Annotated in this window: 24 protein-coding genes; 6 read left to right on the top strand and 18 right to left on the bottom strand. The window is 62.6% G+C overall.

Annotation, left to right across the window (positions count from 1 at the left end):
• Positions 1-10: 10 nt before the first annotated feature.
• From purL to purC, 5 genes are all read right to left on the bottom strand, one after another.
• Complete coding sequence (gene purL, locus DQG18_RS08480; RefSeq protein WP_116653836.1) at positions 11-2239, bottom strand: phosphoribosylformylglycinamidine synthase subunit PurL; 2229 nt, start codon at positions 2237-2239, stop codon at positions 11-13.
• Entirely contained in the window at positions 2236-2895 is a 660-nt protein-coding gene (gene purQ, locus DQG18_RS08475) for a phosphoribosylformylglycinamidine synthase subunit PurQ (RefSeq protein WP_116653835.1), read from the bottom strand. Before purQ ends, purL begins: the two co-directional genes overlap by 4 nt.
• Positions 2896-3021: 126 nt before the next feature.
• Positions 3022-4107 carry an acyltransferase family protein gene (locus tag DQG18_RS08470; RefSeq protein WP_116653834.1) on the bottom strand — a complete coding sequence of 362 codons (1086 nt, stop codon included), beginning with the start codon at positions 4105-4107 and terminating at the stop codon, positions 3022-3024.
• A gap of 453 nt (positions 4108-4560) precedes the next feature.
• On the bottom strand, positions 4561-4803 hold the full coding sequence (gene purS / locus DQG18_RS08465) for a phosphoribosylformylglycinamidine synthase subunit PurS (protein ID WP_116654022.1): 243 nt from the start codon (positions 4801-4803) through the stop codon (positions 4561-4563).
• Between the two features lie 14 nt (positions 4804-4817).
• The gene (gene purC, locus DQG18_RS08460; protein ID WP_116653833.1) at positions 4818-5582 is read right to left on the bottom strand and encodes a phosphoribosylaminoimidazolesuccinocarboxamide synthase; all 765 of its coding nucleotides are present in this window, start codon (positions 5580-5582) and stop codon (positions 4818-4820) included.
• A gap of 215 nt (positions 5583-5797) precedes the next feature.
• Here purC and DQG18_RS08455 point away from each other — a divergent pair, with 215 nt between their 5' ends.
• Complete coding sequence (locus DQG18_RS08455; protein ID WP_116653832.1) at positions 5798-6127, top strand: DUF1476 domain-containing protein; 330 nt, start codon at positions 5798-5800, stop codon at positions 6125-6127.
• Between the two features lie 205 nt (positions 6128-6332).
• Here DQG18_RS08455 and DQG18_RS08450 read toward each other — a convergent pair whose 3' ends face one another.
• From DQG18_RS08450 to rpe, 3 genes are all read right to left on the bottom strand, one after another.
• Positions 6333-6884, bottom strand: coding sequence for an RBBP9/YdeN family alpha/beta hydrolase (locus DQG18_RS08450; RefSeq protein ID WP_116653831.1), 552 nt, complete (start codon positions 6882-6884; stop codon positions 6333-6335).
• A gap of 75 nt (positions 6885-6959) precedes the next feature.
• Positions 6960-8264, bottom strand: a complete 1305-nt coding sequence (gene purB / locus DQG18_RS08445; protein ID WP_116653830.1) for an adenylosuccinate lyase — start codon at positions 8262-8264, stop codon at positions 6960-6962.
• Between the two features lie 170 nt (positions 8265-8434).
• Complete coding sequence (gene rpe, locus DQG18_RS08440; RefSeq protein WP_116653829.1) at positions 8435-9106, bottom strand: ribulose-phosphate 3-epimerase; 672 nt, start codon at positions 9104-9106, stop codon at positions 8435-8437.
• Between the two features lie 254 nt (positions 9107-9360).
• Here rpe and DQG18_RS08435 point away from each other — a divergent pair, with 254 nt between their 5' ends.
• A complete protein-coding gene (locus DQG18_RS08435; protein WP_116653828.1) occupies positions 9361-10098 on the top strand; it encodes a cytochrome c biogenesis CcdA family protein in 738 nt (245 codons plus the stop codon).
• Positions 10099-10205: 107 nt separating this feature from the next.
• Entirely contained in the window at positions 10206-11366 is a 1161-nt protein-coding gene (locus DQG18_RS08430) for a GNAT family N-acetyltransferase (RefSeq protein ID WP_157970069.1), read from the top strand.
• A gap of 170 nt (positions 11367-11536) precedes the next feature.
• Here DQG18_RS08430 and radC read toward each other — a convergent pair whose 3' ends face one another.
• The 4 genes from radC to DQG18_RS08410 form a co-directional block, all read right to left on the bottom strand.
• Positions 11537-12250, bottom strand: a complete 714-nt coding sequence (gene radC, locus DQG18_RS08425) for a RadC family protein (RefSeq protein WP_116653826.1) — start codon at positions 12248-12250, stop codon at positions 11537-11539.
• Positions 12247-13080, bottom strand: coding sequence for a type I methionyl aminopeptidase (map, locus tag DQG18_RS08420; RefSeq protein ID WP_116653825.1), 834 nt, complete (start codon positions 13078-13080; stop codon positions 12247-12249). The genes radC and map overlap by 4 nt, the downstream gene beginning before the upstream one ends.
• 27 nt (positions 13081-13107) lie before the next feature.
• Positions 13108-13818, bottom strand: coding sequence for a DNA/RNA nuclease SfsA (gene sfsA / locus DQG18_RS08415; protein ID WP_116653824.1), 711 nt, complete (start codon positions 13816-13818; stop codon positions 13108-13110).
• Positions 13819-14083: 265 nt separating this feature from the next.
• Positions 14084-15667, bottom strand: coding sequence for an ABC-F family ATP-binding cassette domain-containing protein (locus tag DQG18_RS08410; RefSeq protein WP_116653823.1), 1584 nt, complete (start codon positions 15665-15667; stop codon positions 14084-14086).
• A gap of 184 nt (positions 15668-15851) precedes the next feature.
• On the opposite strand from DQG18_RS08410, the gene DQG18_RS08405 reads away from it, so the two are divergent.
• The 3 genes from DQG18_RS08405 to DQG18_RS08395 are packed head-to-tail and all read left to right on the top strand — an operon-like array spanning position 15852 to position 17398.
• On the top strand, positions 15852-16622 hold the full coding sequence (locus tag DQG18_RS08405) for a competence/damage-inducible protein A (RefSeq protein ID WP_116653822.1): 771 nt from the start codon (positions 15852-15854) through the stop codon (positions 16620-16622).
• Positions 16622-17116, top strand: a complete 495-nt coding sequence (gene gpt / locus DQG18_RS08400) for a xanthine phosphoribosyltransferase (protein ID WP_116653821.1) — start codon at positions 16622-16624, stop codon at positions 17114-17116. The genes DQG18_RS08405 and gpt overlap by 1 nt, the downstream gene beginning before the upstream one ends.
• Before the next feature lie 3 nt (positions 17117-17119).
• Positions 17120-17398 carry an ASCH domain-containing protein gene (locus tag DQG18_RS08395; RefSeq protein WP_116653820.1) on the top strand — a complete coding sequence of 93 codons (279 nt, stop codon included), beginning with the start codon at positions 17120-17122 and terminating at the stop codon, positions 17396-17398.
• Positions 17399-18055: 657 nt separating this feature from the next.
• On the opposite strand, the gene DQG18_RS08390 is transcribed toward DQG18_RS08395, so the two are convergent.
• From DQG18_RS08390 to DQG18_RS08365, 6 genes are all read right to left on the bottom strand, one after another.
• Positions 18056-18655 (bottom strand): hypothetical protein, encoded by a 600-nt coding sequence (locus tag DQG18_RS08390; protein ID WP_116653819.1) that lies wholly within the window; start codon positions 18653-18655, stop codon positions 18056-18058.
• Positions 18652-19353, bottom strand: a complete 702-nt coding sequence (locus DQG18_RS08385; RefSeq protein ID WP_157970068.1) for a hypothetical protein — start codon at positions 19351-19353, stop codon at positions 18652-18654. Before DQG18_RS08385 ends, DQG18_RS08390 begins: the two co-directional genes overlap by 4 nt.
• Before the next feature lie 32 nt (positions 19354-19385).
• Positions 19386-20540 (bottom strand): hypothetical protein, encoded by a 1155-nt coding sequence (locus DQG18_RS08380; RefSeq protein ID WP_157970067.1) that lies wholly within the window; start codon positions 20538-20540, stop codon positions 19386-19388.
• Between the two features lie 120 nt (positions 20541-20660).
• Positions 20661-21986 (bottom strand): surface lipoprotein assembly modifier, encoded by a 1326-nt coding sequence (locus DQG18_RS08375; RefSeq protein WP_116653816.1) that lies wholly within the window; start codon positions 21984-21986, stop codon positions 20661-20663.
• A gap of 11 nt (positions 21987-21997) precedes the next feature.
• A complete protein-coding gene (locus tag DQG18_RS08370) occupies positions 21998-22942 on the bottom strand; it encodes a transferrin-binding protein-like solute binding protein (RefSeq protein WP_157970066.1) in 945 nt (314 codons plus the stop codon).
• Positions 22943-23139: 197 nt separating this feature from the next.
• The gene (locus DQG18_RS08365; protein ID WP_157970065.1) at positions 23140-24243 is read right to left on the bottom strand and encodes a helix-turn-helix transcriptional regulator; all 1104 of its coding nucleotides are present in this window, start codon (positions 24241-24243) and stop codon (positions 23140-23142) included.
• Positions 24244-24547: the final 304 nt, after the last annotated feature.

Genomic DNA, 24547 nt, shown 5'->3' with positions numbered 1-24547 from the left:
TGGTTTGAGATCAGTTGACTGTAGCGCCCATATAGCCGGGGAACCAGCCCTCGTACGCCTCTTGCAACTGTTCCACCGATATGGCGCGCGCTTCGCCCAGCTTCAAGGCATCGCCGCCCGTCACCCCGATCCACGGGGCGAACAGCCCGGCCGCCTCGGCGCGTTTCCAGAGTGCCCGCATTTCGTCGCCCTGCGGGTCGAGATTTACCGTCACCAGATAGCGGCCCTGATCCTCGCCAAAGAAGGTGGGGACGGGGTCGATGTCGTTGAGCTGGTTGACCGTCGCGCCGAGCCCGCCCTTTATCGCCATTTCGGCGAGACCGAGCGCAAGGCCACCATCGGAGAGATCGTGAACCGCCGTTGCGATGCCCTCGCGGATGAGGCCGAGAACGAACTGCCCCGCCTTTTTCTCGTGATCGAGATTGACGGCGGGCGGGGGGCCTTCGTTGCGGCCGAAGAGGTCACGCAGATAGGCCGACTGGCCCATATGGCTACCCCAGATGGCGGGGGCGCCAACCAGCAGGATGGGCTGGCCTTCGGCGGCAAAGGCGTTCCTTGCGGATTTGGCGCGGTCCTCGATCAGCCCGACACCGGCAATGGTGGGGGTGGGCAGGATGCCCTGGCCGTTGGTTTCGTTATAGAGCGAGACATTGCCCGAAACGATGGGAAAATCGAGCGCGCGGCAGGCCTCCCCGATGCCTTTGATGGCCATGACGATCTGGCCCATGATCTCGGGGCGCTCGGGGTTGCCGAAATTGAGGTTATCGGTGGCCGCAAGCGGTTCGGCGCCGGTGGCAACAAGGTTGCGCCAGCATTCGGTCACCGCCTGCTTGCCGCCCTCGAACGGGTCGGCCTCGCAGTAGTGCGGGTTAACGTCCGAGGAAAAGGCCAGCGCCTTTTGGGCGTGCCCCTCGACGCGGATGACGCCCGCGTCCCCGCCCGGCGTCTGTAGCGAATTGCCCTGGATGAGCGTATCGTACTGCTCATAGACCCAGCGGCGCGAGGCGTGGTTGGCCGAGCCGATAAGGCCGAGCAGGGCATCGGCCACGTCCATATGCGGCAGCTCGCCCAGGGGGGCGGGTTTTGCCGGTTCCACCCATGGACGGTCATATTCGGGGGCTTCGTCGCCCAGTTCCTTGATGGGGAGGTTGGCGACTTCCTCGCCCTCGAAAAACACGCGGAAGCGCAGATCGTCGGTGGTCTTGCCGACGGTTGCGAAATCGAGTCCCCACTTCTCGAAAATGGCGCGGGCCTCGGCTTCCTTTTCAGGATGCAGTACCATGAGCATGCGCTCCTGGCTTTCCGAGAGCATCATCTCGTAGGCCGTCATGCGCTCCTCGCGCACCGGCACCGTGTCGAGATCGAGTTCGATGCCCAGATCCCCCTTGGCGCCCATCTCGACCGCCGAACAGGTCAGTCCCGCCGCGCCCATGTCCTGAATGGCGATCACCGCGCCGGTGGCCATCAATTCGAGGCACGCTTCGAGCAGGCGCTTTTCGGTAAAGGGGTCGCCGACCTGGACGGTGGGGCGCTTTTCATCGATGTCGTCGCCGAACTCGGCCGAGGCCATGGTCGCCCCGCCCACGCCGTCGCGCCCGGTCTTGGCCCCGAGATAAACGACCGGCAGGCCGACGCCCTTGGCCTTGGAATAAAATATCTTGTCCGTATCGGCGAGGCCGGCGGCAAAGGCGTTGACGAGGATGTTGCCGTTATAGCGGCGGTCGAACTGCACCTCGCCGCCCACGGTGGGTACGCCGAAGGAATTGCCATAACCCCCGACACCGGCGACGACGCCGGAAACGAGGTGCCTGGTCTTTTCGTGGTCCGGCTCGCCGAAGCGCAGGGCGTTCATTGCTGCCACGGGCCGCGCGCCCATGGTGAAGACGTCGCGCAATATGCCGCCCACCCCGGTCGCCGCGCCCTGATAGGGCTCGATGAAACTCGGGTGATTGTGACTTTCCATCTTGAAGACGATGGCCTGCCCGTCCCCGATATCGACGACGCCCGCGTTCTCGCCGGGGCCTTGAATGACGCGGGGCCCGCTGGTGGGAAGGGTGCGCAGCCATTTTTTCGAGCTTTTGTACGAGCAGTGCTCGTTCCACATGGCCGAGAAGATGCCCAGTTCGGTGAAGGTCGGCTCGCGCCCGATCAGGTCGAGAATCTTCTGGTATTCCTCGGGCTTGAGCCCGTGATCGGCGACCAGTTCGGGGGTGATTTCGATGTCGTTGCGAAGGGTCATGTCAAAAGTCCCGCAAAAATCCCGCGTCCGTCCTCGCCGCCATGTTCGGGCTCGATGAGGTTTTCGGGATGCGGCATCAGGCCCAGCACGTTGCCGGCGGCATTGGTGATCCCGGCGATGTCGTTCAGCGAGCCGTTGGGGTTGGTGCCCTCGGCGTAGCGGAAGACGACCTGGCCGTTGTCCTCGATGGATTGGAGCGTTTCGGCATCGGCGAAATAATTGCCGTCATGGTGCGCGATGGGGCAGCGGATGATCTGGCCGTCGGCGTAGCGATTGGAAAAGGCCGTGTTGGCGTTGGCGACCTTGAGCTTTATTTCGCGGCAGACGAATCTGAGCGAGGCGTTGCGCATCAAAACGCCCGGCAGCATGCCCGCTTCGGTGAGGATCTGGAAGCCGTTGCAGACGCCCAGCACCTTGACGCCCCGTTCGGCGCGCTCGCGGATCACGTCCATTATGGGCGAGCGGGCGGCGATGGCGCCGGGGCGCAGGGCGTCGCCATAGGAAAAGCCGCCAGGGATGACGATCAGGTCGACATCGGGCAGTTCGGCATCCTTGTGCCAGACGATTGCGGGGGGCGTGCCGCCGATCTTCTCGATGGCGGCGATCATGTCGCGGTCACGATTGAGGCCGGGAAAGACGACGACGGCGGATTTCATCGCGCTGGGTCTCTGACTTTGGAAAAGGGAAGGGCCGGATGCGCGCCTTTTCGGAATTCTGGGCGCAAAAAGCAAGGGGATTCGGTCAAGGACGACCGAATCCCCGAAAGGGTCCGGGTTGATTGCCTATTCGGCGGGCGCGGGCTGGGGCGCGGCGTTCCAGCGACTTCCCGGCGCTCCGGGCAGGTGCGCCCACGCGGGGCGCTCGAAAAGGAATTTGCCGAAGCCGATCCTGCCGATGATCCAGTAGGCGATGATGGGCGCAACAATGGCGACGGCGAGCGTTGCAAGGCTGGCGATCCCCGCATCGATACCGGGCATCACCGCGAGCAGCAGCGTGCGGAAGATGCCCATGGGGATGACGAAGCTCAGATAGATGACGATGGAGTGAGCGCCGATCCAGCGCAGCCAGCCCATGGCGCGCAGCTGGGCGACGAGAACGGCGGCGGCGCACACCGCCATGGCCCCGGCCAGCGCAAGGACGAACATCGCGCCGGGGATGTGGGCGACGCCGGTGACGATGGCGCCATAGCCCACCGAATGACCCGGAAGAAAGACGAGGGCGGCATTGACCAACACCCATGCGAGGAGCGCGGCGGTTGCAAAACCCTTGCGGGTTTTGACGCCCTCGGCAAAGCGGAAGATATGGGGCGCAAAGGCGTAGCCTGCGTAGAAATAGACGAAATAGTGGGCGGTGTAGTTGAGGATCGACACGGGCGTCGAGACGGGAGCGATAGCCAGCGCTGCGGCGGCCAGAAAGGCAATGATATGGGGCACCCGGAACTGATAGAGCAGCTTGGTGATGAGGCTGAATACCGCCAGCGCGTAGATGAACCACAGGATGGAATAGGGCTCGTAAACCGCGCTTGCGAGCAGCGATACGGTGCCCGCCGGGTCGCGGTCGACGACCAGATGCTTGAACAGGATCAGGATGACCGCCCAGAGCGCATAGAAATAAAGGTAGTGGACGATGCGGCGGTCGGCATAGCGCGTCCATGGCCGGGCGATGACGAGGCCCAGGAACAAGCCCGATATGAGAAAGAATTCGGGCATGCGGAAGGGGGATGCAAAGGCAAGGACGTAGTGCATGAAGCCGACCTGTTCGGTCGCCTCACCCACCCCGAGGGTTGCATGCATCATCACCACGAGAATGATGGATATTCCCTTGGCGATATCGACCCAGTCGTGGCGTTTGGCGGTTTGTGTGCTCATGGCGTGTCCCCCGGTCCGGCGATTGCCGCAAACATCGCTGCCCCCTCATCCGACCCGGCTTTGCCGGGCCACCTTCTCCCACGAGGGGAGAAGGGGAACCGTGGGGTGGCCACCTTCGCCCCCCTCTCCCCTCGTGGGAGAGGGGTTGGGGGTGAGGGGGCCTGCGATGCTTCCGCAAGCGCTGAATTTTCGGCGTCACCCTAACCGCAAAAGGTCAACACAATGCTGAAATGAAAACAAAAAAGCCGGATGGTCGCCCATCCGGCTTGTATCGGGATGCCCCGAAAACTGTTCCTGCCGCTCAGACCGGGACGCTGCCATAGGCAACGACCATCAGGCCGAGGGCGGCAAAGAACATCAATGACAGGGAGGCTGTCTTGAGCATTGGGCAAAACTCCATACTGCCCGCAAGCGGGGGGGGGCTTGCGCGGCATTCAATTTAAATTTGAGAGGTTAACCGATGATCTCTACGGTGTAGTTTTCGATCACGGTGTTGGCGAGAAGCTTCTCGCACATGCTCTCCAGTTCCTGCGTTGCAGAACCGGGGTCGGTGGCGGACAGTTCCACGTCGAAGACTTTCCCCTGCCGCACCGAGTCCACCCCGGCAAAGCCGAGGCTCTTGAGGGAACCTTCGATGGCCTGCCCCTGGGGGTCGAGGACACCGTTCTTCAAAGTGACGATTATGCGTGCTTTCATCATTCTTTCCAGGTTTACTGGACGAGGCGCGGCCCGGTGGTCAGCGCGTTGTCGGCCTCAACGAGAATGCCGAGACGTTGCGCAACCTCGCGGTAGGCGTCGACAAGGCCCCCCAAATCCTCGCGGAAGCGGTCCTTGTCAAGCTTGTTGCGGGTCTTGACGTCCCAAAGGCGGCAATTGTCGGGAGAAATCTCGTCGGCGAGGACAATACGCATCAGGTCCCCCTCATAGAGCCGCCCGCACTCGATCTTGAAATCGACGAGCTGGATGCCGACGCCCATGAACAGCCCGGTGAGAAAATCATTGACCCGCACGGCCAGCGCCATGATGTCGTCGAGCTCTTGCGGAGTTGCCCAGCCGAAGGCCGTGATGTGCTCCTCGGAGACCATGGGGTCATTGAGGGCATCGTCCTTGTAGTAGAACTCGATGATCGAACGCGGAAGCTGGGTACCCGCTTCCAACCCCAGCCGCTTGCACAGCGACCCGGCGGCCACGTTGCGCACCACCACCTCGATGGGGATGATCTCGACCTCGCGGATGAGCTGTTCGCGCATGTTGATGCGGCGCACGAAATGCGTGGGGATGCCGAGCTGGTTGAGCTTTGAGAAAACGAACTCGGAAATCCGGTTGTTCAGCACGCCCTTGCCATCGATCACTTCGTGCTTGGCGCCGTTGCCCGCGGTGGCATCGTCCTTGAAGTGCTGGATCAGCGTGCCGGGCTCGGGCCCTTCATAGAGCACCTTGGCCTTACCTTCGTAAATCTTGCGGCGACGGTTCATTTCATCTGCCTGTTGATGTCCGGAAAGATCGGGCCATCGCGGCCCCTGAAGATTGCGGGCACTCATGCGCCCTTTTGCGATCCCAATGCAAGCCCTTTTCCGTTGCCTGAACAGCCTCGGGGATCTTCATACATCGATTCTGGCCGTTGATTTGCGCCGCCGAACAGCTTATCTCCCAATGCCAACGACAAACAAACCGCCGAGGGACAACGAGGATGTCTTCATTCGACGACCGCAAGAGGGCCGAGGAAGCCCGGTTTGCCCACAACGCCGAACTGCGCTTCAAGGCCGAGGCCCGCCGTAACCGGTATCTGGCCAGTTGGGCCAGTGCGGAAATGGGTGTGACCGATGCCGACGCCATCGCCAACTATATCGCCGAGATCATCGCCGCCGACATGAAGCAGAGCGGCCACGCGGACGTGGTGCACAAGGTAAAGGCCGATTTCGACGCCAAGGGCGTGGCTATCGACGAGGTGGCAATCGAAGCCAGGATCGCCGAGTTCGACGCGCAGGCGCGCGAAGAAATTCTCTCGGAAGCCTCCTGAGCGAGGTTGCAGGAATGGAAAAAAGCCCGGCCATCGCGCCGGGCTTTTTTGTTTAGGGGCGAGAGGCGCACCCCGCTCTCCCTTCGCTCTCCCGGCGAAAGCCGGGATCCATAGCGCGGCTTTCGCCATTGCGGATGGTGGGGCATGGACTCCGGCTTTCGCCGGGGAAGCGACGGAAGCAAACGCGAACGGGTTCCTGACGGCTCTAAATCCGCCCCATCAGCCGCGTGAACATCAGCAGCCCTTCCGGCCACGGTCCGTGGCCCGATTCGGCGTTGATATGGCCCGCGTCGCCCGCGATGTGGAAGTCCGAGCCCCAGGCGGAGGCGAGGTCGGCGGCGCGCTCGACGGTGCAATAGGGGTCGTTGGAGGACGCCACCAGCATCGAGGGGAACTTGAGCGGGTCGCGCGGCAGGCCCTTGAAGGGAGCGGTGGCGGCGGGCACGTCAGGATGCTCGTCCACGTCCGGCGGGGCGACGAGGAATGCGGCCTTGACCTTGGTGTCGGCCAGATTCCGGTTGGCCGCGACGATGGCGGAAACGCCCAGCGAATGCCCGACAAGGATCACCGGGCGCGTCGCCATGAAGATTTGACGCTCGAGCGTTGTTACCCAGTCCTCGAAGACGGGTGCATCCCATTCGTCCTGTTCGACGAATCGTGCGGTCCTGATCTTGTCCACCCAACGGTGCTGCCAGTGGCCCGGACCGGAATGGCCAAGGCCGGGAACGACAAGGATATCGGCGTCGGCGGTTTTCATACTCATGCCCTGATTTGAACTCTTCCGCTATGTTGGCACCCGGCGCGGGCAATTCAACTGCGGACTTCCGGGCGGCTATTTTCCGAACACCCGCCTGAAGATCGTATCGACGTGCTTGAGGTGATAGGCGTCGTCGAAGCTGGCGTCGATCTCGGCATCGGAGAGCTTTGCGGACACTTCCGGGTCCGCCTTTAGAAAATCGGGGAACGCGCCTTCGCCGCGCCAGACCTTCATGGCGTTGCGCTGTACCGCCGAATAGCTTTCCTCGCGGCTCATCCCGGCCTGGGTCAGCGCCAGCAGGAAGCGCTGCGAATTGTGCAGGCCGCCGAGCTTGTCCATATTGGCCTTCATGTTTTGCGGGTAGACGACGAGATTTTCGATGACGTTGGTCAGCCGCGCCAGCGCGAAATCCAGCGTCACGGTGGCATCAGGCCCGATCATGCGCTCGACGGACGAGTGCGAGATATCGCGCTCGTGCCAGAGCGCGACGTTTTCGAGCGCCGGGGTCACCATGCCGCGCACGAGGCGGGCGAGCCCCGTGAGGTTTTCGGTCAACACCGGGTTGCGCTTGTGCGGCATGGCCGAGGAGCCCTTCTGGCCGGGCGAGAAATATTCTTCCGCTTCCAGCACTTCGGTGCGCTGCAAATGGCGGATTTCGGTGGCCAGCCGCTCGATGGACGAAGCGATGACGCCCAGCGTTGCAAAGAACATGGCGTGCCTGTCGCGCGGGATCACCTGCGTCGAGACGGGCTCGACCTCCAGCCCCATCTGCTCGGCCACATATTCCTCGACCGAAGGGTCGATATTGGCGAAAGAGCCGACCGCGCCCGAGATCGCGCAGGTGGCGATTTCCCTGCGCGCGTTGACCAGCCGCTCGCGGCAGCGGGAAAATTCGGCATAGGCCTGCGCGAGCTTGATCCCGAATGTGGTCGGTTCGGCATGGATGCCGTGGCTGCGGCCGATGGTGATGGTGTCCTTGTGCTCATAGGCGCGCTTCCTGAGGGCTGTGAGCAGGGCGTCGATATCGGCCAAGAGCAGGTCCGAAGCGCGGGCGAGCTGCACCGAGAGCGTGGTGTCGAGCACGTCCGATGACGTCATGCCCTGATGGACGAACCTTGCCTCGGGCCCGACGATTTCGGCCAGATGAGTGAGAAAGGCGATGACGTCGTGCTTGACCTCGCGCTCGATCTCATCGATCCGCGCAACATCGAATTTCGCATCCTTGCCCTTGGCCCAGATTTCATCTGCGGAGGCCTGCGGGACGACGCCGAGCCGTGCCTGCGCGGTGGTCGCGTGCGCTTCGATCTCGAACCAGATCCTGAACTTGGTTTCGGGAGACCAGATGGAAACCATCTCGGGACGGGAATAGCGAGGGATCATTCGGTTAGCATCCGTTGTTCAGGAAGTGATTCACGTGTCTGCTGAGACGCCGCTGCTGGATTCCGGGAATAAATCCTGGAATGACAATGGTGTTTTTGGCGAGATTGTCCTCATCTCCAATGTCACCCCTGTATTCATTGCCGGGGTCCAGAGCGATGCCGGCATCGAACTCATATGTCCGCCGCCTCGCGTATAGCCGCGATGCGCGGGCCGTAGGTCGTGGGGTCGTTGCCCTTGTAGATCGCCGACCCGGCGACCAGCGCGGTGGCGCCTGCGGCGGCGAGCTTGCCGGCATTAGAGGGGTCGACCCCGCCATCCACCTCGATTTCGATGGGGCGCTCGTCAATGAGTGCATTGACCTGCCGTACCTTTTCGATGGCGTCGTGGATGAAGGCCTGCCCGCCGAAGCCGGGATTGACGCTCATCACCAGAACGAGGTCGAGCCGGTCGAGGACGTGCTGGATGGCCGAGACGGGGGTTGCGGGGTTGAGCGCCACCCCGGCCTTCTTGCCCAGCGCCTTGATGGCCTGCAGCGAACGGTCGAGGTGCGGGCCGGCTTCGGCGTGGATGGTGATGATGTCGGCGCCCGCCCTGGCGAAGGCTTCGAGATAAGGATCGACGGGGGCGATCATCAGGTGAACGTCGAGGGGCAGGGCGGTCACGGGCCGGATCGCCTCGACGATCAGCGGGCCGATGGAGATGTTGGGCACGAAATGGCCGTCCATCACGTCCACATGCACCCAGTCGCACCCGCCGGCCTCGATGGCGCGCACCTCATCGCCCAGCCGGGCAAAGTCTGCGGAAAGGATGGAGGGTGAAATCTTGATCGGCCGGCTGCTCATGGCGGGTCCCGGAATGGTCGCTGGTTGCTGGCTTGTTAGTATGGCGCGCGGGGGAATCCTAGTCCCCAAAGGTTCTATTTCGTTGGTTGGTGTGTTCGGAGGCTTCAGAATCCCTCTTTCTTTCTCCGCCTTTACCCGGTTCATTCAGCCCGCGCCGCAACGCACGCATCAAAACGGCGCGATGAGACAATTGGAGCCATTGTGCCCCTGAGCCGGGGCTATACAAGGGACGGCAAAGGTTTGCGGAGCGGAAGATGTTCGGGTTCGAATTGCCGGTTGTGTTCGGAGCGGGGGTGCTGAGTTTTCTCAGCCCGTGCGTGCTGCCGCTGGTGCCTGCCTATCTCACCTACATGTCGGGGGCGACGTTTGAGCGCCTGCGTGAAGAGGGCGTTGCGGGCGGGGCGCTTTACCGGCGCACGGCGATCACCGCGCTGGCGTTCGTCCTCGGCTTTTCGCTGGTCTTCATCGCCTTTGGCGCCACGGCAACGTTTTTCGGGCAGGCGCTGCGCCGCGCGCTGCCGGTGCTGATGCCGCTGGCGGGCATCGTGATCATCATCATGGGCCTGCACTTCCTCGGCGTCTTCCGTATTTCCATGCTCTATAGGCAAATGCGCATGGAAGGGCCAAAGCTGGCCAGCGGACCGCTGGGCGGGTTCCTGTTGGGGCTGGCGTTCGCCATCGGGTGGACGCCGTGCATCGGGCCGGTGCTGGCGGCGATCCTCGTGGTGTCGGCCAATCAGAACACCGCCTGGGAAGGCGCCGCGCTGCTGGCGGTCTATTCGGCGGGGCTCGGCGTGCCGTTCATCCTGGCCGCGCTGGCGCTGGGGCCGTTCCTTTCATTCTTCGACGGGTTCAAGAAGCATCTGGGCACGATCGAAAAGATCATGGGCGCGCTGCTTGTCATCGTTGGCATCCTGTTCATCACGGGCAATTTCACCCGGCTCGCCTTCTGGTTCCAGGCAAACCTTCCGTTCCTTAACCAGTTCGGCTGAGGACTCTCGGCCCTATTGCGGCCATTTGCGTGCAAGTTTGACGGCTCCGGGAAACCGTGAGTTTACGTATTTGCCCCATGGTTGCCCCGACAGATGGGGGAAATACCATGGGCGCGCCAGCCTTTGTGGACGAGGCCAGCTTTGTCGTACCGGGCATTTCGGTGACGGCGACCGAACGGCTTGCCGATGTCGAGGCGGCATGGAGCGTGCTCGAGGCGGAAGGCATCGACAATCCGGGGCAGGGGATCGAGTTCGTCCGCGCATGGCTCGATCACTTCGCGGTGCGCGAGGAAGACCGGCTGTTCCTGCTCGCCCAGCGGGACGACCGCCCCGTCATGCTGCTGCCCCTCCAACGGACCCGGTCGGTCGGGTTCAGCGCCATAACGTGGCTGACCGGGGATCATCTGGGCATGTCCGCCCCGCTGATCGACAAGCCGGCATTTGCCATGATGACCGATTTCGACAAGCACCAGCTCTGGAACCGGCTGACCCAGCTTCCGCTCGATGCGGACGTGGTGAACCTTTCCAACGTTCCCACCGATATCGCGCGGTTGACCGGGCTTGCGGAATTTTTCACGTCCGTTCCGGCCGCTGACAGGGTTTTCCGCGCGCGCTTTCCAAGCTGGGAGGCGTGCGATGCGGCCCGGCGCAACAAGCGCCGCCGCAAGGTCGACCGTCAGCAGAGCGCCAAACTCGAGGCGTTGGGGAAAATCGGTTTCGAGGTTCTCGTCGCGGGCGATGCGGTATCGGATGTGATCGATACCATGTTCGCCCAGAAGGCCGCCCGATTCCGGGAGTTGGGCATTGCCGATCCCTTCGCCGCCCCGCGCGTACGCGCGTTCTACAAGGACGCGTTCCGCCGCGCCGGGGGCGTGTTGCAGGTCCTGCGGCTCGATGGCCGGATCATCGCGGTGCGTTACAATCTTTCGGCGGGCGGCGGGCTGTTCTGCCTCATTTCCTCGATGACCACGTGCCCCCAAACCCAGGCCGGCTCACCCGGCAAGCAGGGTCTCCTGCGCGTCATGCAGACCGCGTTCGGGGACGGGCACGCCTTTATCGACATGGGGCGTGGGGAAAATGACGAAAAACGTCAGTGGTGCAATGAAGCGATCGAGATCGCCCATTACAGCCACGCGCTGACCCCGCTCGGCCACCTCGCGCGGGCCGGCCAGCAGCTCAACGAACACGTGCGCACCCGGATCAAGGGCAACCGCAACTGGTTCGATCTGGCCAAAAGGCTGCGCAGGACGGTCGCGGGCAGAAGCTAGAACCGTTCTGGCTTTAATGGAATCGGCAGAACTCCCCGTTCGCTTCTCCGGCGAAAGCCGGAGTCCATGCCTCGATATCCGCGCAAGCTGAGACTTCGTTCTGGATTCCGGCTTTCGCCGGAAAAGCGAGGGGAGAGTGCGAGGCTGTTTCCACCAGAGCCTGAACCGGCCTAGATCAGCTTCAATCCCCTGAGTGAGCTGTGTCCCGAGCGGCCGATGATGATGTGGTCGTGCACCACGATACCAAGGGGCTTGGCAACATCGGCGATCTGGCGCGTCATCTGGATATCGGCCGAAGAGGGGGCGGGGTCGCCCGAGGGGTGGTTGTGGACGAGGATCAGCGCGGTGGCCGAAAGTTCGAGCGAACGCTTGATGACCTCGCGGGGATAGACCGGGGTGTGATCCACGGTGCCTGTCTGCTGCACCTCGTCGGCGATAAGCCGGTTCTTCTTGTCAAGGAACAGGATGCGGAACTGCTCGGTCGCTTCATAGGCCATCTGCGCCTTGCAATAGTCGATCACTTCCCCCCACGAGCCAAGGATCGGCTTGTTGAGGATCGCGTCGCGCCCGATGCGCTGGGCGGCGGCGAGGATGACCTTCAGATCCGCGATCGCCTTGGGGCCGAGCCCGTCGATCTCCTCGAGCAGGTGGGGCGGGGCGCCGAGCGCCTCGGAAAAGCTGCCGAAGCGTTCCAGCATAGCCTTGGCAACCGGCTTGGTGTCGCGGCGGGGCAGGATGCGGAACAGCAGCAGTTCGAGCAGTTCATAGTCCTGCAACGCCGCGCCGCCGCCGGTGACGAACCGCTCGCGCAGGCGTTCGCGATGCCCGATATAGTGGGGCCGGGCTTCCTCGAGCGCGCCCTCTCTGGTGTGCTTGATCGTCATGCCGTCCGGGCGATCAGGGGGTTGAAGATGTCGCGGGGTGAGAGGGTGAAGATTTCCACCCCGGTTTCGGTGATGCCCACGGAATGCTCGCACTGGGCGGAGAGTGTGCGGTCGCGGGTTACGGCGGTCCAGCCATCGTTGAGAATCTTCACCTGCGGGCGGCCCAGATTGATCATGGGTTCGATGGTGAAGATCATCCCCGGCTTCAATTCCACGCCCGTGCCCGGATTGCCGAAATGGAGGATATTGGGTTCGTCGTGGAACAGCCTGCCGATGCCGTGGCCTACGAAATCGCGCACCACGCTGGTGCGCTCGGCTTCAGCGTAGCGCTGGATGGCGGCGCCGATATCGCCGGTGGTGTTGCCCGGTTTTGCCGCTTCGATGCCGAGCCGGAGACATTCATAGGTCACTTCTATCAGTCGCTCGGCTTTGCGCGACACCGCGCCGACCGTGTACATGCGGCTCGAATCGCCGTGCCAGCCATCAACGATCAGCGTCACGTCGATATTGACGATGTCGCCTTCGCGCAGGGGCTTGTCCGAGGGCATGCCGTGGCACACCACATGGTTGATCGATGTGCAGGACGAATAACGATAGCCGCGATAGTTGAGCGTTGCGGGCATCGCGCCGTTGTCGCGGGCAAACTCGTAGATGAAGCGGTCGATCCTTTCGGTCGGGGTGCCCGGTTCGACCATGGGCGCGACGAGGTCGAGCACTTCGGCGGTCAGTGCGCCGGCCTTGCGCATTCCGGCAAAGCCTTCCTCACCGTGTAGCGGGATGACCCCGTGCATGCGCTTTTTCTTCGATGTCGCGTCGACATAGGTGGTCATCGTGGCCTCCGGCTGACTGCGGCAACCCTAACGGCGCGCCGTGGTGAAGGGAAGGGGGGCGGCAAGCGTTATGCCGTCCAGGGATATATCGGTGGCGTAGCACAAGGCTTCAACACCGCGCGCCGTCGCCGCGTCGAAAGCGGCGGCATAGACGGGGTCGATATCGGCGGCGAGGGCAAAGCCGGTGCAGTCGGTGCGCTGGACGAGATAGAGCATGACGGCGCGGAACCCCTTGTCCCGCATCGCGGCCAGTTCATTGAGATGCCGCGCGCCCCGCGCGGTGACCGCATCGGGAAACTCGGCCAGCCCCGCTTCACGCGCCAGATGCACGTTCTTGATCTCGAGATAGCAATCGGGAAGCCCTTCGCCGGTCAAAAGGAAATCGACGCGGCTCTTTTCCCCGTACCGCACCTCGGGGCGAACGGTCGTATATTCCGCCAGTTCCCCGATCAGCCCGGCCTTGAGGGCCGTGGCAACGATCCGGTTGGGGTGTGCGGTGTTGATGCCCACCAGCCCCGTGGGCAGTTCCACCAGTTCGAGCGACCACGCCAGCTTGCGCTTGGGGTTGTCGGATTTCGAGAGCCACACCGGCAAACCGGGCATGTTGAGCCCGATCATCCCGCCGGGATTGGCGCAATGGGCGGTGATTTCGGGGCCATCCTCAAGAATGACATCGGCCAGGAACCGCTTGTAGCGCTTGACGAGGGTGCCGCGTGTGAGGGGAGTTGGGAAAGGCATTTATCGGAACGTGTGATTGGTGTCGGGAAAGGTATTTGCGGCTGTACCGCGCTGCGCTCTCGATGTCACCCTCGGGGGGCAGAGTCCGACTGAGACATCGCTGGCCCCCTCATCCGACCTCCGCTTCGCTCCGGCCACCTTCTCCCACGAGGGGAGAAGGGAAACCGTGGAGCAGCCACACGAGCCCCCCCTCTCCCCTCGTGGGAGAGGGGCTGGGGGGGAGGGGGCCAGCGATGCCAATCAAGAGCTTTGGTGCTGATTTCGCCTATAACTCCACCCGCCGCTCAATCCCGACAGCCTCCAGAAACGCCTCGTCATGGCTCACCACCAGCAGCGCGCCGTCATAGGCGCGCAGGCCCGCTTCCACCGTTTCGATGGACTCGATGTCGAGATGGTTGGTCGGTTCGTCGAGGATCAGCAGTTGCGGTGGTTTTCCCGTGCCCAGCACGCAGGCCAGCCCGGCGCGCAGCAACTGGCCGCCGCTGAGGCTTTCGACCCTCTGCATGGCCGCGTCGGCGCGGAACATGAAGCGGGCGAGGGCAGCGCGGCAGGCGTTTTCGTCTTCATCGGGATTGATCCGGCGGTAGTTGTCGCGGATCGAAATCCTTGGGTCGAGCAGCGATATCCGCTGGTCGAGCATCGCGAACGGCACGGAAACCTCGGCGCTGCCCGAGAGCGGTGGCAATTGGCCCGCGATCCCCCGCAACAGCGTCGTCTTGCCGCTGCCGTTGGGGCCGGTGATGGCAACGCGCTCCGGCCCGCGGATCTCGAGGCTGAAATCGTCGATGATGGGCCGGGCCGGATCGTAGCCGGCAGTGACGCGGTCGAGCCTCAGCACCGTTTTGCCTGCCGGCAAATTGGTCGAGGCCAGCGAGACCGAGAACGGGGTGAGCACTTCGATCTGCTTTCTGGCCTCGTCCAACGCCTGGGCGGCTTCCGCATGACGGCGCTCGGCCAGTCGCGCATTGGCCCCGGTCGTGCCTTCGGACTGGGCCTTGAGCTTGTCGAGATAGATGGGGGCTAGGTCGCCGCGCGCCCGCTTGCGCTGGCCCGCGCCGTCGCGGCGCGCCTTGCGTTCGGCGGTCCGCTGTGCGCTGCGGGCGACGGCTTCGTTCCGTTTTTCGGCGTCGGCTAAACCGCGCTGCGCCGCCGCCAGTTCGGCGCTCTTGCGCTCGCGATAATGGCTCCAGTTGCCGCCATAGCGTGTTGCCCCGAGCGCGGTCAGCTCGACGATGGCGTCCATTGTGTCGAGCAGTTCGCGGTCGTGGCTGATAACGATGGCGCCGGCCCGCCATGCGGCGAGAAGCTCGACCACGGCGCGCCGGCCCTCGCGGTCGAGATTGTTGGTCGGCTCGTCGAGCAACAGGAAATCGGGTTCGGCGAAGATGAGCGCGGCCAGTGCCGCGCGGGTGCGCTGGCCGCCTGAAAGCGTCGTTAAAGGCGTGTCCGGCCCGATGCTTAGCCCGGTCCGTTCGAGAATCGATTCAAGCCGGGCTTCGAGCGTCCAATCGGCCTCGGCCAGTTCGTCCGCGCTCGCCTCGCCGCGTTCGGCGCGGTCGAGCAGGTCGAGGGCCGCGCGAACGCCGAACAGGTCGGCGATGGTCTCATCGCTCCTTACCTGCACGGACTGGCGTAAAACGCCGAGCGTGCCGCGGACCGCAAGCGCGCCGCCCTGCAGGATGATCTCGCCGGTTATCAGCTTGAAAAGCGTGGTCTTGCCGACACCGTTGCGGCCTATGAGCCCGGTGCGTTCGACGTCGAATGCGAGGTCTATCCCCTCAAGGACAGGATGTCCGTCAGGCGTCGACCATGAAATGCCGGAAAGGGTAATCGATAAGGGTGCAGGCATGGAAATCCCCTGAAAGAACGATGAGCGTCGTCGTTTCGGGGCCGAAATCCATCATGCACCTGCCTGTCAAGTTGCGGACGCCGCTAATTTAGGCGTGATTAAACCGCACTTCAAGCACGGTCTTCCTTGATTTTTGGGCCGGGGAAGGGCATCCAGATTGCCTTGTTTCCAGTTGGTCAGAACCATGAGTGCCCCCATCGTCACCGCCGGTCTTCTCGTTATCGGCGATGAAATCCTTTCGGGACGGACAAAGGACGTCAATATCGCGGCCACCGCCGAGTTCTGCACCGATCTGGGCATCGCGCTCAGCGAGGTGCGCGTCGTTCCCGACGAGGAGGACATGATCGTTGCGGCGGTCAACGTGCTGCGGACCGGTTACACCTATGTCTTCACCACGGGCGGCATCGGTCCTACCCATGACGATATCACCGCCGAGGCGATTGCGAAGGCGTTCGGGGTCGATTTGCCGATCAACGCCGAGGCGCGGGCCATACTCGAGGCGCGGTGGAACGAGACGGGCACCGAGATCACCAATGCCCGGCTGCGCATGGCGCGCATTCCCGAGGGTGCGGAGCTTATCGTCAATGCGGTTTCCGCCGCGCCCGGGTTCCGCATCGGCAATGTGCATGTGATGGCGGGGGTGCCGGTCATCATGCGGGCCATGCTCGAGGCCATCGCGCCGACGCTTCAGGGCGGGCAGAAGGTGGACAGCCGGACGGTGAGCGCCGCGGTCGGGGAGGGGGCGCTCGGCGACCCGCTGGCCGAAATTCAGTCGCGTTACGATGACGTCAAGATCGGGTCCTATCCGCAGATGGGCCATACCCATATCCTCACCCACCTCGTCCTGCGCAGTGCCGATATCGCGCGGCTGGACGAAGCGACCGCCGAGGTGCAGGCGCTTGTCGATGCCCTTCACGCCAAAAAGAACATCACGCTTCCCAAGGAGCCTTATTGATGAACCAGCCCAACAAGTCGTTCCCGGTGTCCTGGGATCAGTTCCACCGCGATTCGCGCGCGCTTGCGTGGCGGCTGACCGGGGAGGGGCCGTTCCACGCCATCGTCGCGATCGCGCGCGGCGGGCTGGTTCCGGCCACGATCATCGCGCGCGAACTCAATATCCGCATGATCGAGAGCGTGTCGGTCAAATCCTATGATCACCAGACCCAGGGCGAGGTGCAGGTGCTCAAGGCGATAAACCCCGATCTCATCGCCGCCGATGCGTCCGGACGGAAGCTTTTGATCATCGACGATCTCGTCGATACCGGCGCCACGGCCCGCGCGGTGCGCAATATGCTGCCCAACGCCCATTTCGCCACGGTTTACGCCAAGCCGCAGGGGCGCGACACGGTCGATAGCTTCATCACCGAAGTCAGCCAGGACACGTGGATTTATTTCCCCTGGGACCTCGATTTCACCTACGCGCCCCCGATCACCGGCGGCACGGACTGATAAATGCTCATCAAGCTTGAAGTGCTCGAAAAGATAAAATCGGGCGAGATCACCCTGCAATTCCGCCGCTGGCGGCGGCGCACGGTCAAGGCCGGGGGAACGCTCAAGACGAGGGTGGGCGTGTTGCAGATCGGCCAGATCACGCCGATCGAGGCCGGCGATGTCACCGAGGAGGACGCAAGACGGGCGGGCTTTGCCGATGTGCCTGACTTTCTTGCATGGCTCGATACGATGAAACCGGGAGAACTGGATCGCATCGAGCTAAGCTACAAGGGCGAATAAGCGGGTTGTTATTTGGCTCCGGCCCTGTCAATCAGGGCGGCAAGTGAATGGTGCACACTTGCTTCAAGCCCTTTTTTCCCTCGCCACACAAAAGTTCGTGGCAAAGAAAAGATAGGCTATACAAATCCTTGGAGAAGGCGCTGGCTTTCAAGAATGAAGATTGGTGATCCGGCGGCAGGTGCAAAGACCAGGGTTGGAATCGGCTACAAAGGCGGACGTGGCGAAATCGGTAGACGCAGCAGACTTTAGAAATGGAGTGCCCGCGGGGAAATCCGCGGAGTAGAACCGCTCAAAGTCGGGGAACGCTAAAGGGCAAAGCCCTAAGCCAATCCCGAGCCAAGCCCCTTCCGGGGAAGGTGTAGAGACTGGACGGGCGGCGCCTAAAGCCTTTGGGTCATGGCGAAGGGACAGTCCAGACCACGAACGCCGATTGGCGGCGGCGAAAGTCGAAGTGGTACGAAAATCTGCTTCTCTATGAGAGTACGGGTTCGAGTCCCGTCGTCCGCACCACTTCCAGATCAAGCCTGACGTTTGCGCACGGGATGGCCGGGGCCAATGCGGACCTTCGACCCCCGAGGCGCATCATATTTCGATGGCCTCTGTTTTCCAGGCGGGGCTTCAATCAACCCACTGCAAGCAGGACAAGGAGAGCCGATTTTATGGGCCGGCCTGAGGATGCGGGGCGGCTAGGCACTGGGTGCGCTTGAAGATGCCGCGTGGCATGGGATCGCGATCGGCCGTTTCGTCTTCGGTCAGGGCTGCGGCGTCATACCAGAGCGCGCGCCCGATCTCGGGCAGCATGATATAGGGCGGTGCGTCCTCGCCGCTCATGGGCGGCACGAACGCGACATTGAATTCGGTGTCGAGCGTGAGGAAGCGCAGGGCGCCCAGGACATCGGGATCGGTGATGCCTTTGGGGTTGGCGCCGAAGGGCGGGCCGAGCAGGTCGTGTGGACCGTCCTCGGCATAGGGGTCGGAGACTGGAAAGACCGAGATGCCGGAATAGCCTTGCGAGACCGAGAAGGTGAACCAGTAGTCGCGCTGCGGCGTGGTGAGTTTCAGATAGAGGTCGGAGGCGATACTCGCCACGTGGCGAGCCGGGACGAGGCCGATGCGCCAGATCTCATCTGTGTCGGGCGCGGTCATTTCATAGACAGCCCGCTCGACCTCGCAACTGGCTGGACCGGCGACCGGCGCCTGGGCCGGCGCAGGCAAGGGAAGGAGGCAGAGCGCGGCGACAACCGAAATTCTGTTCACTGTCGGAACTCCGCACGGTCCGGCAGCGACGTCGAGAATTTGATCACAAGCCCGGAAAAACCGGTCTGTGCGGCGACTTCGCTGCCTTCGGGGATGAAGGTCAGATAGGTGTCTCCGGTGCGCGGCAGGGCGGGCGGGGGGCCCCAGACGGTGGTGACAAGCGCAGCGGGGTCGACAGCGTAGAATGGATCGCCGCCATCGGTCGTGTAGGCGATGGGTTGTTCCAGCAACCGCGTCACCGCGTTGGGGTCAATCGGCTCGGTGGCCGCGAAATGATACAGATAGCAGCCCACGGTATCGAGATATTCCGTCAGCAGATAGCTGATCGTCAAAAGATGGGACCAGCCGCCGATCTCGCGGGTGAACCATGCGATGTCCGATCCCTCGATAAAGTCCGGGTCCTCCGCGATTTCCCTTGCCAGCAGATCGGCAGCATGGGCCATGAAGCGGTCGTAGTCCGCATTTTCGCCGGTGATGACGGGACTCCAGCCCAGTTTTTCGGCCAGCGCAAGCGTGCCCTTGTAGCTCAGCCGCTCGGGGATGCAAACCTCGCCGAAGGCGGCAACGAAGGCCGCGCTATCGGGCGTTTCGGCGTGAGCGGGTGTTCCCCACAGGAGAACAGAGCCGAGCACGGCTATTTGGATGGCGGCGGACGGTGTGCGCGATTTTTTTTTCGTTCGAGGGTCGATTGCGTTCATGCTCACAGTCTCCAGCAGCCATTGGATGGCCGTCACTCCCCGACCATCCGCCAAGTGAGCGCCAGCGCACCGCCCAGTTCGGCCTCGGGCGGCAGGAAGAAATGGCCGATGGTGCCGCGCTGGAAGATGCGCTGCGCCGCCGTCCCGCCGGTGGCGAGGGTGGACCAGCCCTCGGGGCGGTGGAAGAAGGTGAGTGCCGGACGCATATGGCCTTCCACGCCGGGGCCGTAATAGAGCGCGATATCGGCATTGGCGCCCAGATGCGCGTCGCTGGTGTGCGTGGCGCAATAGCTGACGGTCAGTCCGCCGGGATTGTCGGTGAGCCGATAGCCCGACAGCGCCCAGCCGCGATCATCGGTGCCGATATTGTAGCCGATCTCCCCAGACAGCCGGTCGCGCACCTCATAGGGCCAGACATCCTGGTGATGGGCGAGCAGCCGCATACAGGCATTGCGCAGCGCCTCGGCGGGATCGGGCGCCCACAGAAGGCGCGGCGCGTCCGGCAGGGCCGTGCGCAGGAGGTAAAGGTCCTGCGCGGTGGAGGCCGTATAGGCTTCGTCCGCACCCATGCTCGTGATCCGGGCCAGAACGCCGTCATCGACATTCCAGCCGACAAGTTCCTGGATCATGAGGGCAATGCTGTCGCGATTGCCGCCCAGAACCTCCTCGACGCCATATTGAGCAACCAGCTCGCCAAGCGAGTCCGCCGTGACATAAGGTGCGTGGAAGCCGAGTGTTGCGCCCGGCTCGATGATGCGGTCGATATAGGGGCCGATGGTTTGCGCGAAGGACTGGCCAGACCCCCCGAGAAAGGCAAAGGCGCAGGCCGAATAGCAATAAGAACCGGTTTCGAGCCGGGAGGCGATGGCGTGTTCGCGCAGGAAGTGGGCGATCCGCAGTCCCTCGATATAATTGCCGCCTTCGCTGCTCAAGGTGATGATGGCGCAATTGCCGCCCGTGTCGGGCAGCGTCTTGGGGTCGCAGTCGACATACTGGCTGACCGCAACAGCGATCCGATCCAGATCGCCGACGACAACCTCGCCCTCATAGTGGAGATGGGGAACGGGCTTTCCGGAAGAAAATTGTGTGGACCGGAGCGTTACCGTGCCGGCAAGGGCCGGGGCGACAACGGCAACGCATAGCGCAAGGACGGAAAGCCCGGCAGTGAAATTCCTCATGACGGCCATTCTTCCCTGCTCCGATCCGATCATCGGAAGCTAGCGGCGGGAGCAATGACGCTCACCCCCCTGTTCAGGGGGGCGTTATTCGTCGCAGAAGTGGGATCAGGCCAAGCGGGTATCCACCGGTCAAAACGCCCTGGTCAGTCCGAGGCTGACGTCATGACTGTCATAGTCGAAGAAGGTCACGTTGGAGAACTGGCGAGTGTATTGGTAGGTGAGTGTAGGGGTGAAGCCGCCGAGATCAATGCCCGAGTGTGACACCGTAGTGCCGAGCCCGAGGTGTGTGTCTTCGCGCGGCGCGGAGAGGCCGGGGAAGTCGCCGCGATAGCGGTGGTGACTGGCTTTGGCGAAGGTCGAGGTGATCAGGCCACCGCTCCAGTCGTGATTGAGACGGATTTCGGCGCTGATGTCATCATGGTCGAGGTGGGGCCGCTGCGTACGCTCGATTTCGCCACCGAGGTGCAGTGACAACCGCGTCGCCGGGGTGAAGGCGTGGGTCAACCCTGCACCAGTGATGAGCTTGTAGCCATCGCGGAAGTTCTCTGCGGGATAGGTCTGGCCAAGGGCGGCAAAGCTCAGGCTGATGAGATTCTGTGGCGCAACCTCAAGTGTGGCCTGCCCGGTGAGGCCATAGCGCAGGAGATGGACGGCATCATTGGCGTAGCTAAGACTCGCGGTCGGGCCGATGCGGACGCGACCGGACTCCAGCCGCCCTTGCCAGTAGAGGCCCGTGTTGAGATCGAACTGTTTGCGGGTGGTGTTGTCGAGACTGGTGGTGACGCTGCCGCCCAGCGCGGCGACAATCTGCTGATGCTCGGGCAGAGCGAAAGTGTAGTGCATGTCGCCACCGATTGTCAGGCCGGTTCCGCTGGCCTGACGGGAGTCGGGATTGATGGCGAAGGCCATGTTGCCGACGACAAAGGTGTCGTGGGCACTGCCCTTGTTGAAATTGCTCGAAGGGGACAGCGAAATCGACATCGAACCGCCAAAGCCCTGTTGGGCGGCCAAACGGTCGAGTGTGGCTTGCGCCCGCTGCCGGACCTGCGGTGTTGGATGCAGGGCAAGAATAGCGAGGTGATGGCGTGCGCCATCGATATCACCAACGGCGATCAGGGTCTGGACAAGCTGGATTCGCGAGGGGAGGAAAGTCGGATCGATAGCCAACGCAGCCCGGAACAGCGCCGTAGCGAGGCGATGGTCGCCAGAGGACCTGGCGATGAGGGCTTCGAGATGCGTGCGATGCTGGCTGTGGAGGGTAGGATCCGCGATCTGTTCCGCAAGGGCGTGGCGTGCCGCATCGTAAGCCCCGGATGCGACCAGGGCTTCGAGAGTGGGCGACGCAGATGCGACGGGAGCGCCATGAGCCGGCGCCCCCGTGTTAATGAGCAGGATTGCTGAAAGCGTTGCGAGGATCTTTCGCCGCAATGCCGAGAACGAGCGACACGGGATCATGGCGGCAACGGCTATTCCGCGCCCGAAAAGAAGCCCGCTCCGACAAGATCTCCTCCGCCCGCGCCAGCAGAAATCTGGCCCGAGAGAGACATGACTCCAGCGATCTCCTCGGCGTTGGGACCGAAGAACTTTCCGGAATACGTGCCGTCTAGCATGTCAAGGTCGAAGAGGGTCAGAAGCTCGTTGGAAACAGCGACGTTTCCAGAAAAGCCCGTACCGTTGATATTTCCCAGTTGCAGGGAGACTGTACCCGGAAGTGGGTTTCCGTTGTTCTGCATGTTGGTGATGTCACCGGAAATGCTGCCTGCGCCGAAATCTGCGACCATCTCCAGATCGCCCCACATATCCTCGGTGGTGTTAAAGCTGTCGGTATTGGCTAGCACGGCGCCTGCGCGGCCTGTATATGTGGCATTGGCCTTGCCGACCAGTGCTTCGACTCGCGCTTCGGTGCCTACGGTGGCAAATCCGCCGTAAGACTCGCCTGTGCCTTCATCCCACCAATAGCCCCATATCTGATGGTGGGCAGGATTTGTGGAGTCCATCACATCTGCAGTCTCTCCGCTCAGGCTGCTGACTTCATAGAACGTCTGCCCCGCGGCGCTTTGCCAGCTCCACTGGCCCATCTCAGCGGCGGTGAAACTATGCGTTATCTCGCCAACGGTGACGTCGACCCCACCAAGCGCGTTGGCTGCGATGGAGAAATGCTGGGGCGCGATGGCACTTGTCTGGTCAGCGTTGAAATTGTGCACCAGTGAAGTGGACATAGCGCTGTCATAGGCCAGAAGCGTTGTGCCGTTGGCCAGGGCCTGGCTCGCCGGACCGGCATCGTCGGCATAGACCTGCTGCGATGGCGGTGGTGGGGGTGGAGGCACAACAGGGCCGGTGCCCGCCGTGGTGCAAGCGGTCAGCGCAGTGCCGGATACGGCCATTGCCAGAAGTGTCGCGTAGTTTCTCATGGGTCCCCCAAAAAGGTCTGTCTCTGCGGGTGTTCGACAACCGCAGGACGTTTGGTGAGGCTCAGCCGCTTGTGGCTGCGTGGCCGTTTACAGACCCATGACTACAAAATGGAGATCGTGCCGCGCTTCCCCCGAACGGGGGAGAAAAGCCAAAGACACGCGGTGCGTTGAGGAAAAAATCGCCAAATGGGGTGAAACTATTGAATAGAACCCATCTGACTGACGCGGCTCAGTACTGCGATCAACTGGCCCTGACGATGTGTTGCGGTCTTGACGAAAAGGCCCTTGAGATGGCTGCGGGCGGTCTCATGGCCGACACCCATCGCGTCGGCGGCTTCCGCAAGGCTGTACCCCGTCACCAGATGACCGGCAAGGCGGGCCTCGTTGGGCGTGAGGCTGAACACGATGCGCAGCCGCGCGATATTGGACAGGGGTTGTTCGTCGAGATCGACCAGCAGCACGAGGGCATGGGAGAATAGAAAATCCATGCGGCTGGAGGCCGGGATGGGCAGGACGTCGATCACCACGGGACGCCGATAAAACCGCTGCACGCGCAAAGGAGCATCCGGCAGGGGGGTATCCAGAACCGTTCGGCGGATCATCGCCTGCAACTGCCGGTTGGTCTCGCCATGCGTTGCGATAAACCGATTGCCGGTGATCGAAAGTTCTGGTCCGAGCAAGGCTTCAGCGCGTGGCGTACAGGCGCGCACGCGGCCCCATCCGTCGATGAGGATTGCGGCGTGGCCCAAAGCGTGCAGCACATCGACGCTGCCCCGCGCCGCGCTGGTCGACATGGTTTCGGCGATCGACATGGCCTTGGAGAGATAATGCCGTACCTGCAGGAACAGGCGCCGCTCGTCTTCGGAGAACGCGCCCTGATCGGGGCGGCGTAGCATCGAGACCGTGTATTGGCGCTCTTTGGTTTTGAATGTTACTCCCGCCCACCAGAGCAGATCATGCGGTCGGTAGAGATCATTATAGATACCCATGCGCATCTGCTCTTCAGGAGAGATGATGTCCTGTTCGAGTACCACCGGATGGCCCGCATCGACCATGGGCCAGCCACGATCGGCACGCATGTCATTCTTGTACCAGCCGTCGGATACAAACTGGTTGGCCATGTGCATCAAAGAGGGTGAGAATGGCAGATTGAGCGTGTTTTCAGCGGCAATGCGCGGGACGGTTATGGCGCCCTGGATATTGAACTCCAAGCAGAACCGATCAAGACTATCGAGCCACAACTCGCGCTCATAGCCAGATTCATATAGTCTATTTATCGCGACATGTATGCCCTCGCTCATCCTCTGCATACGCCCCAAACCTTTTATTAGAAATCATCCTTCATTATTCAGTAAATTTGGCAGAGAAGTTTGGGCGCGACAACCAGCCGTGTTGCATGCATCCAGAACTTGGCGAAATGGCGCCACGACACGAAAGTGGGCGATCCGCAACCCCTCGACATAATTGCCGCCTTCGCTGGTTAGGGTCCAAACCCAATCAGGTTGTTGAATAGGAGCTGCAAATCAGATTCTCTGGCTTCGGATAAGCCGGAGGCATTGATGAGCAGACTGTTTTGGTTGAGTGACGAAGCCTGGGTGGCCATTG

Origin of the sequence: Pelagibacterium sediminicola (genome assembly GCF_003390885.1) — a bacterium.
GTDB classification, from domain to species: domain Bacteria; phylum Pseudomonadota; class Alphaproteobacteria; order Rhizobiales; family Devosiaceae; genus Pelagibacterium; species Pelagibacterium sediminicola.
The sequence above is the reverse complement of the archived record's forward strand: the minus strand, read 5'-3'. Positions and strand labels throughout refer to the sequence as shown.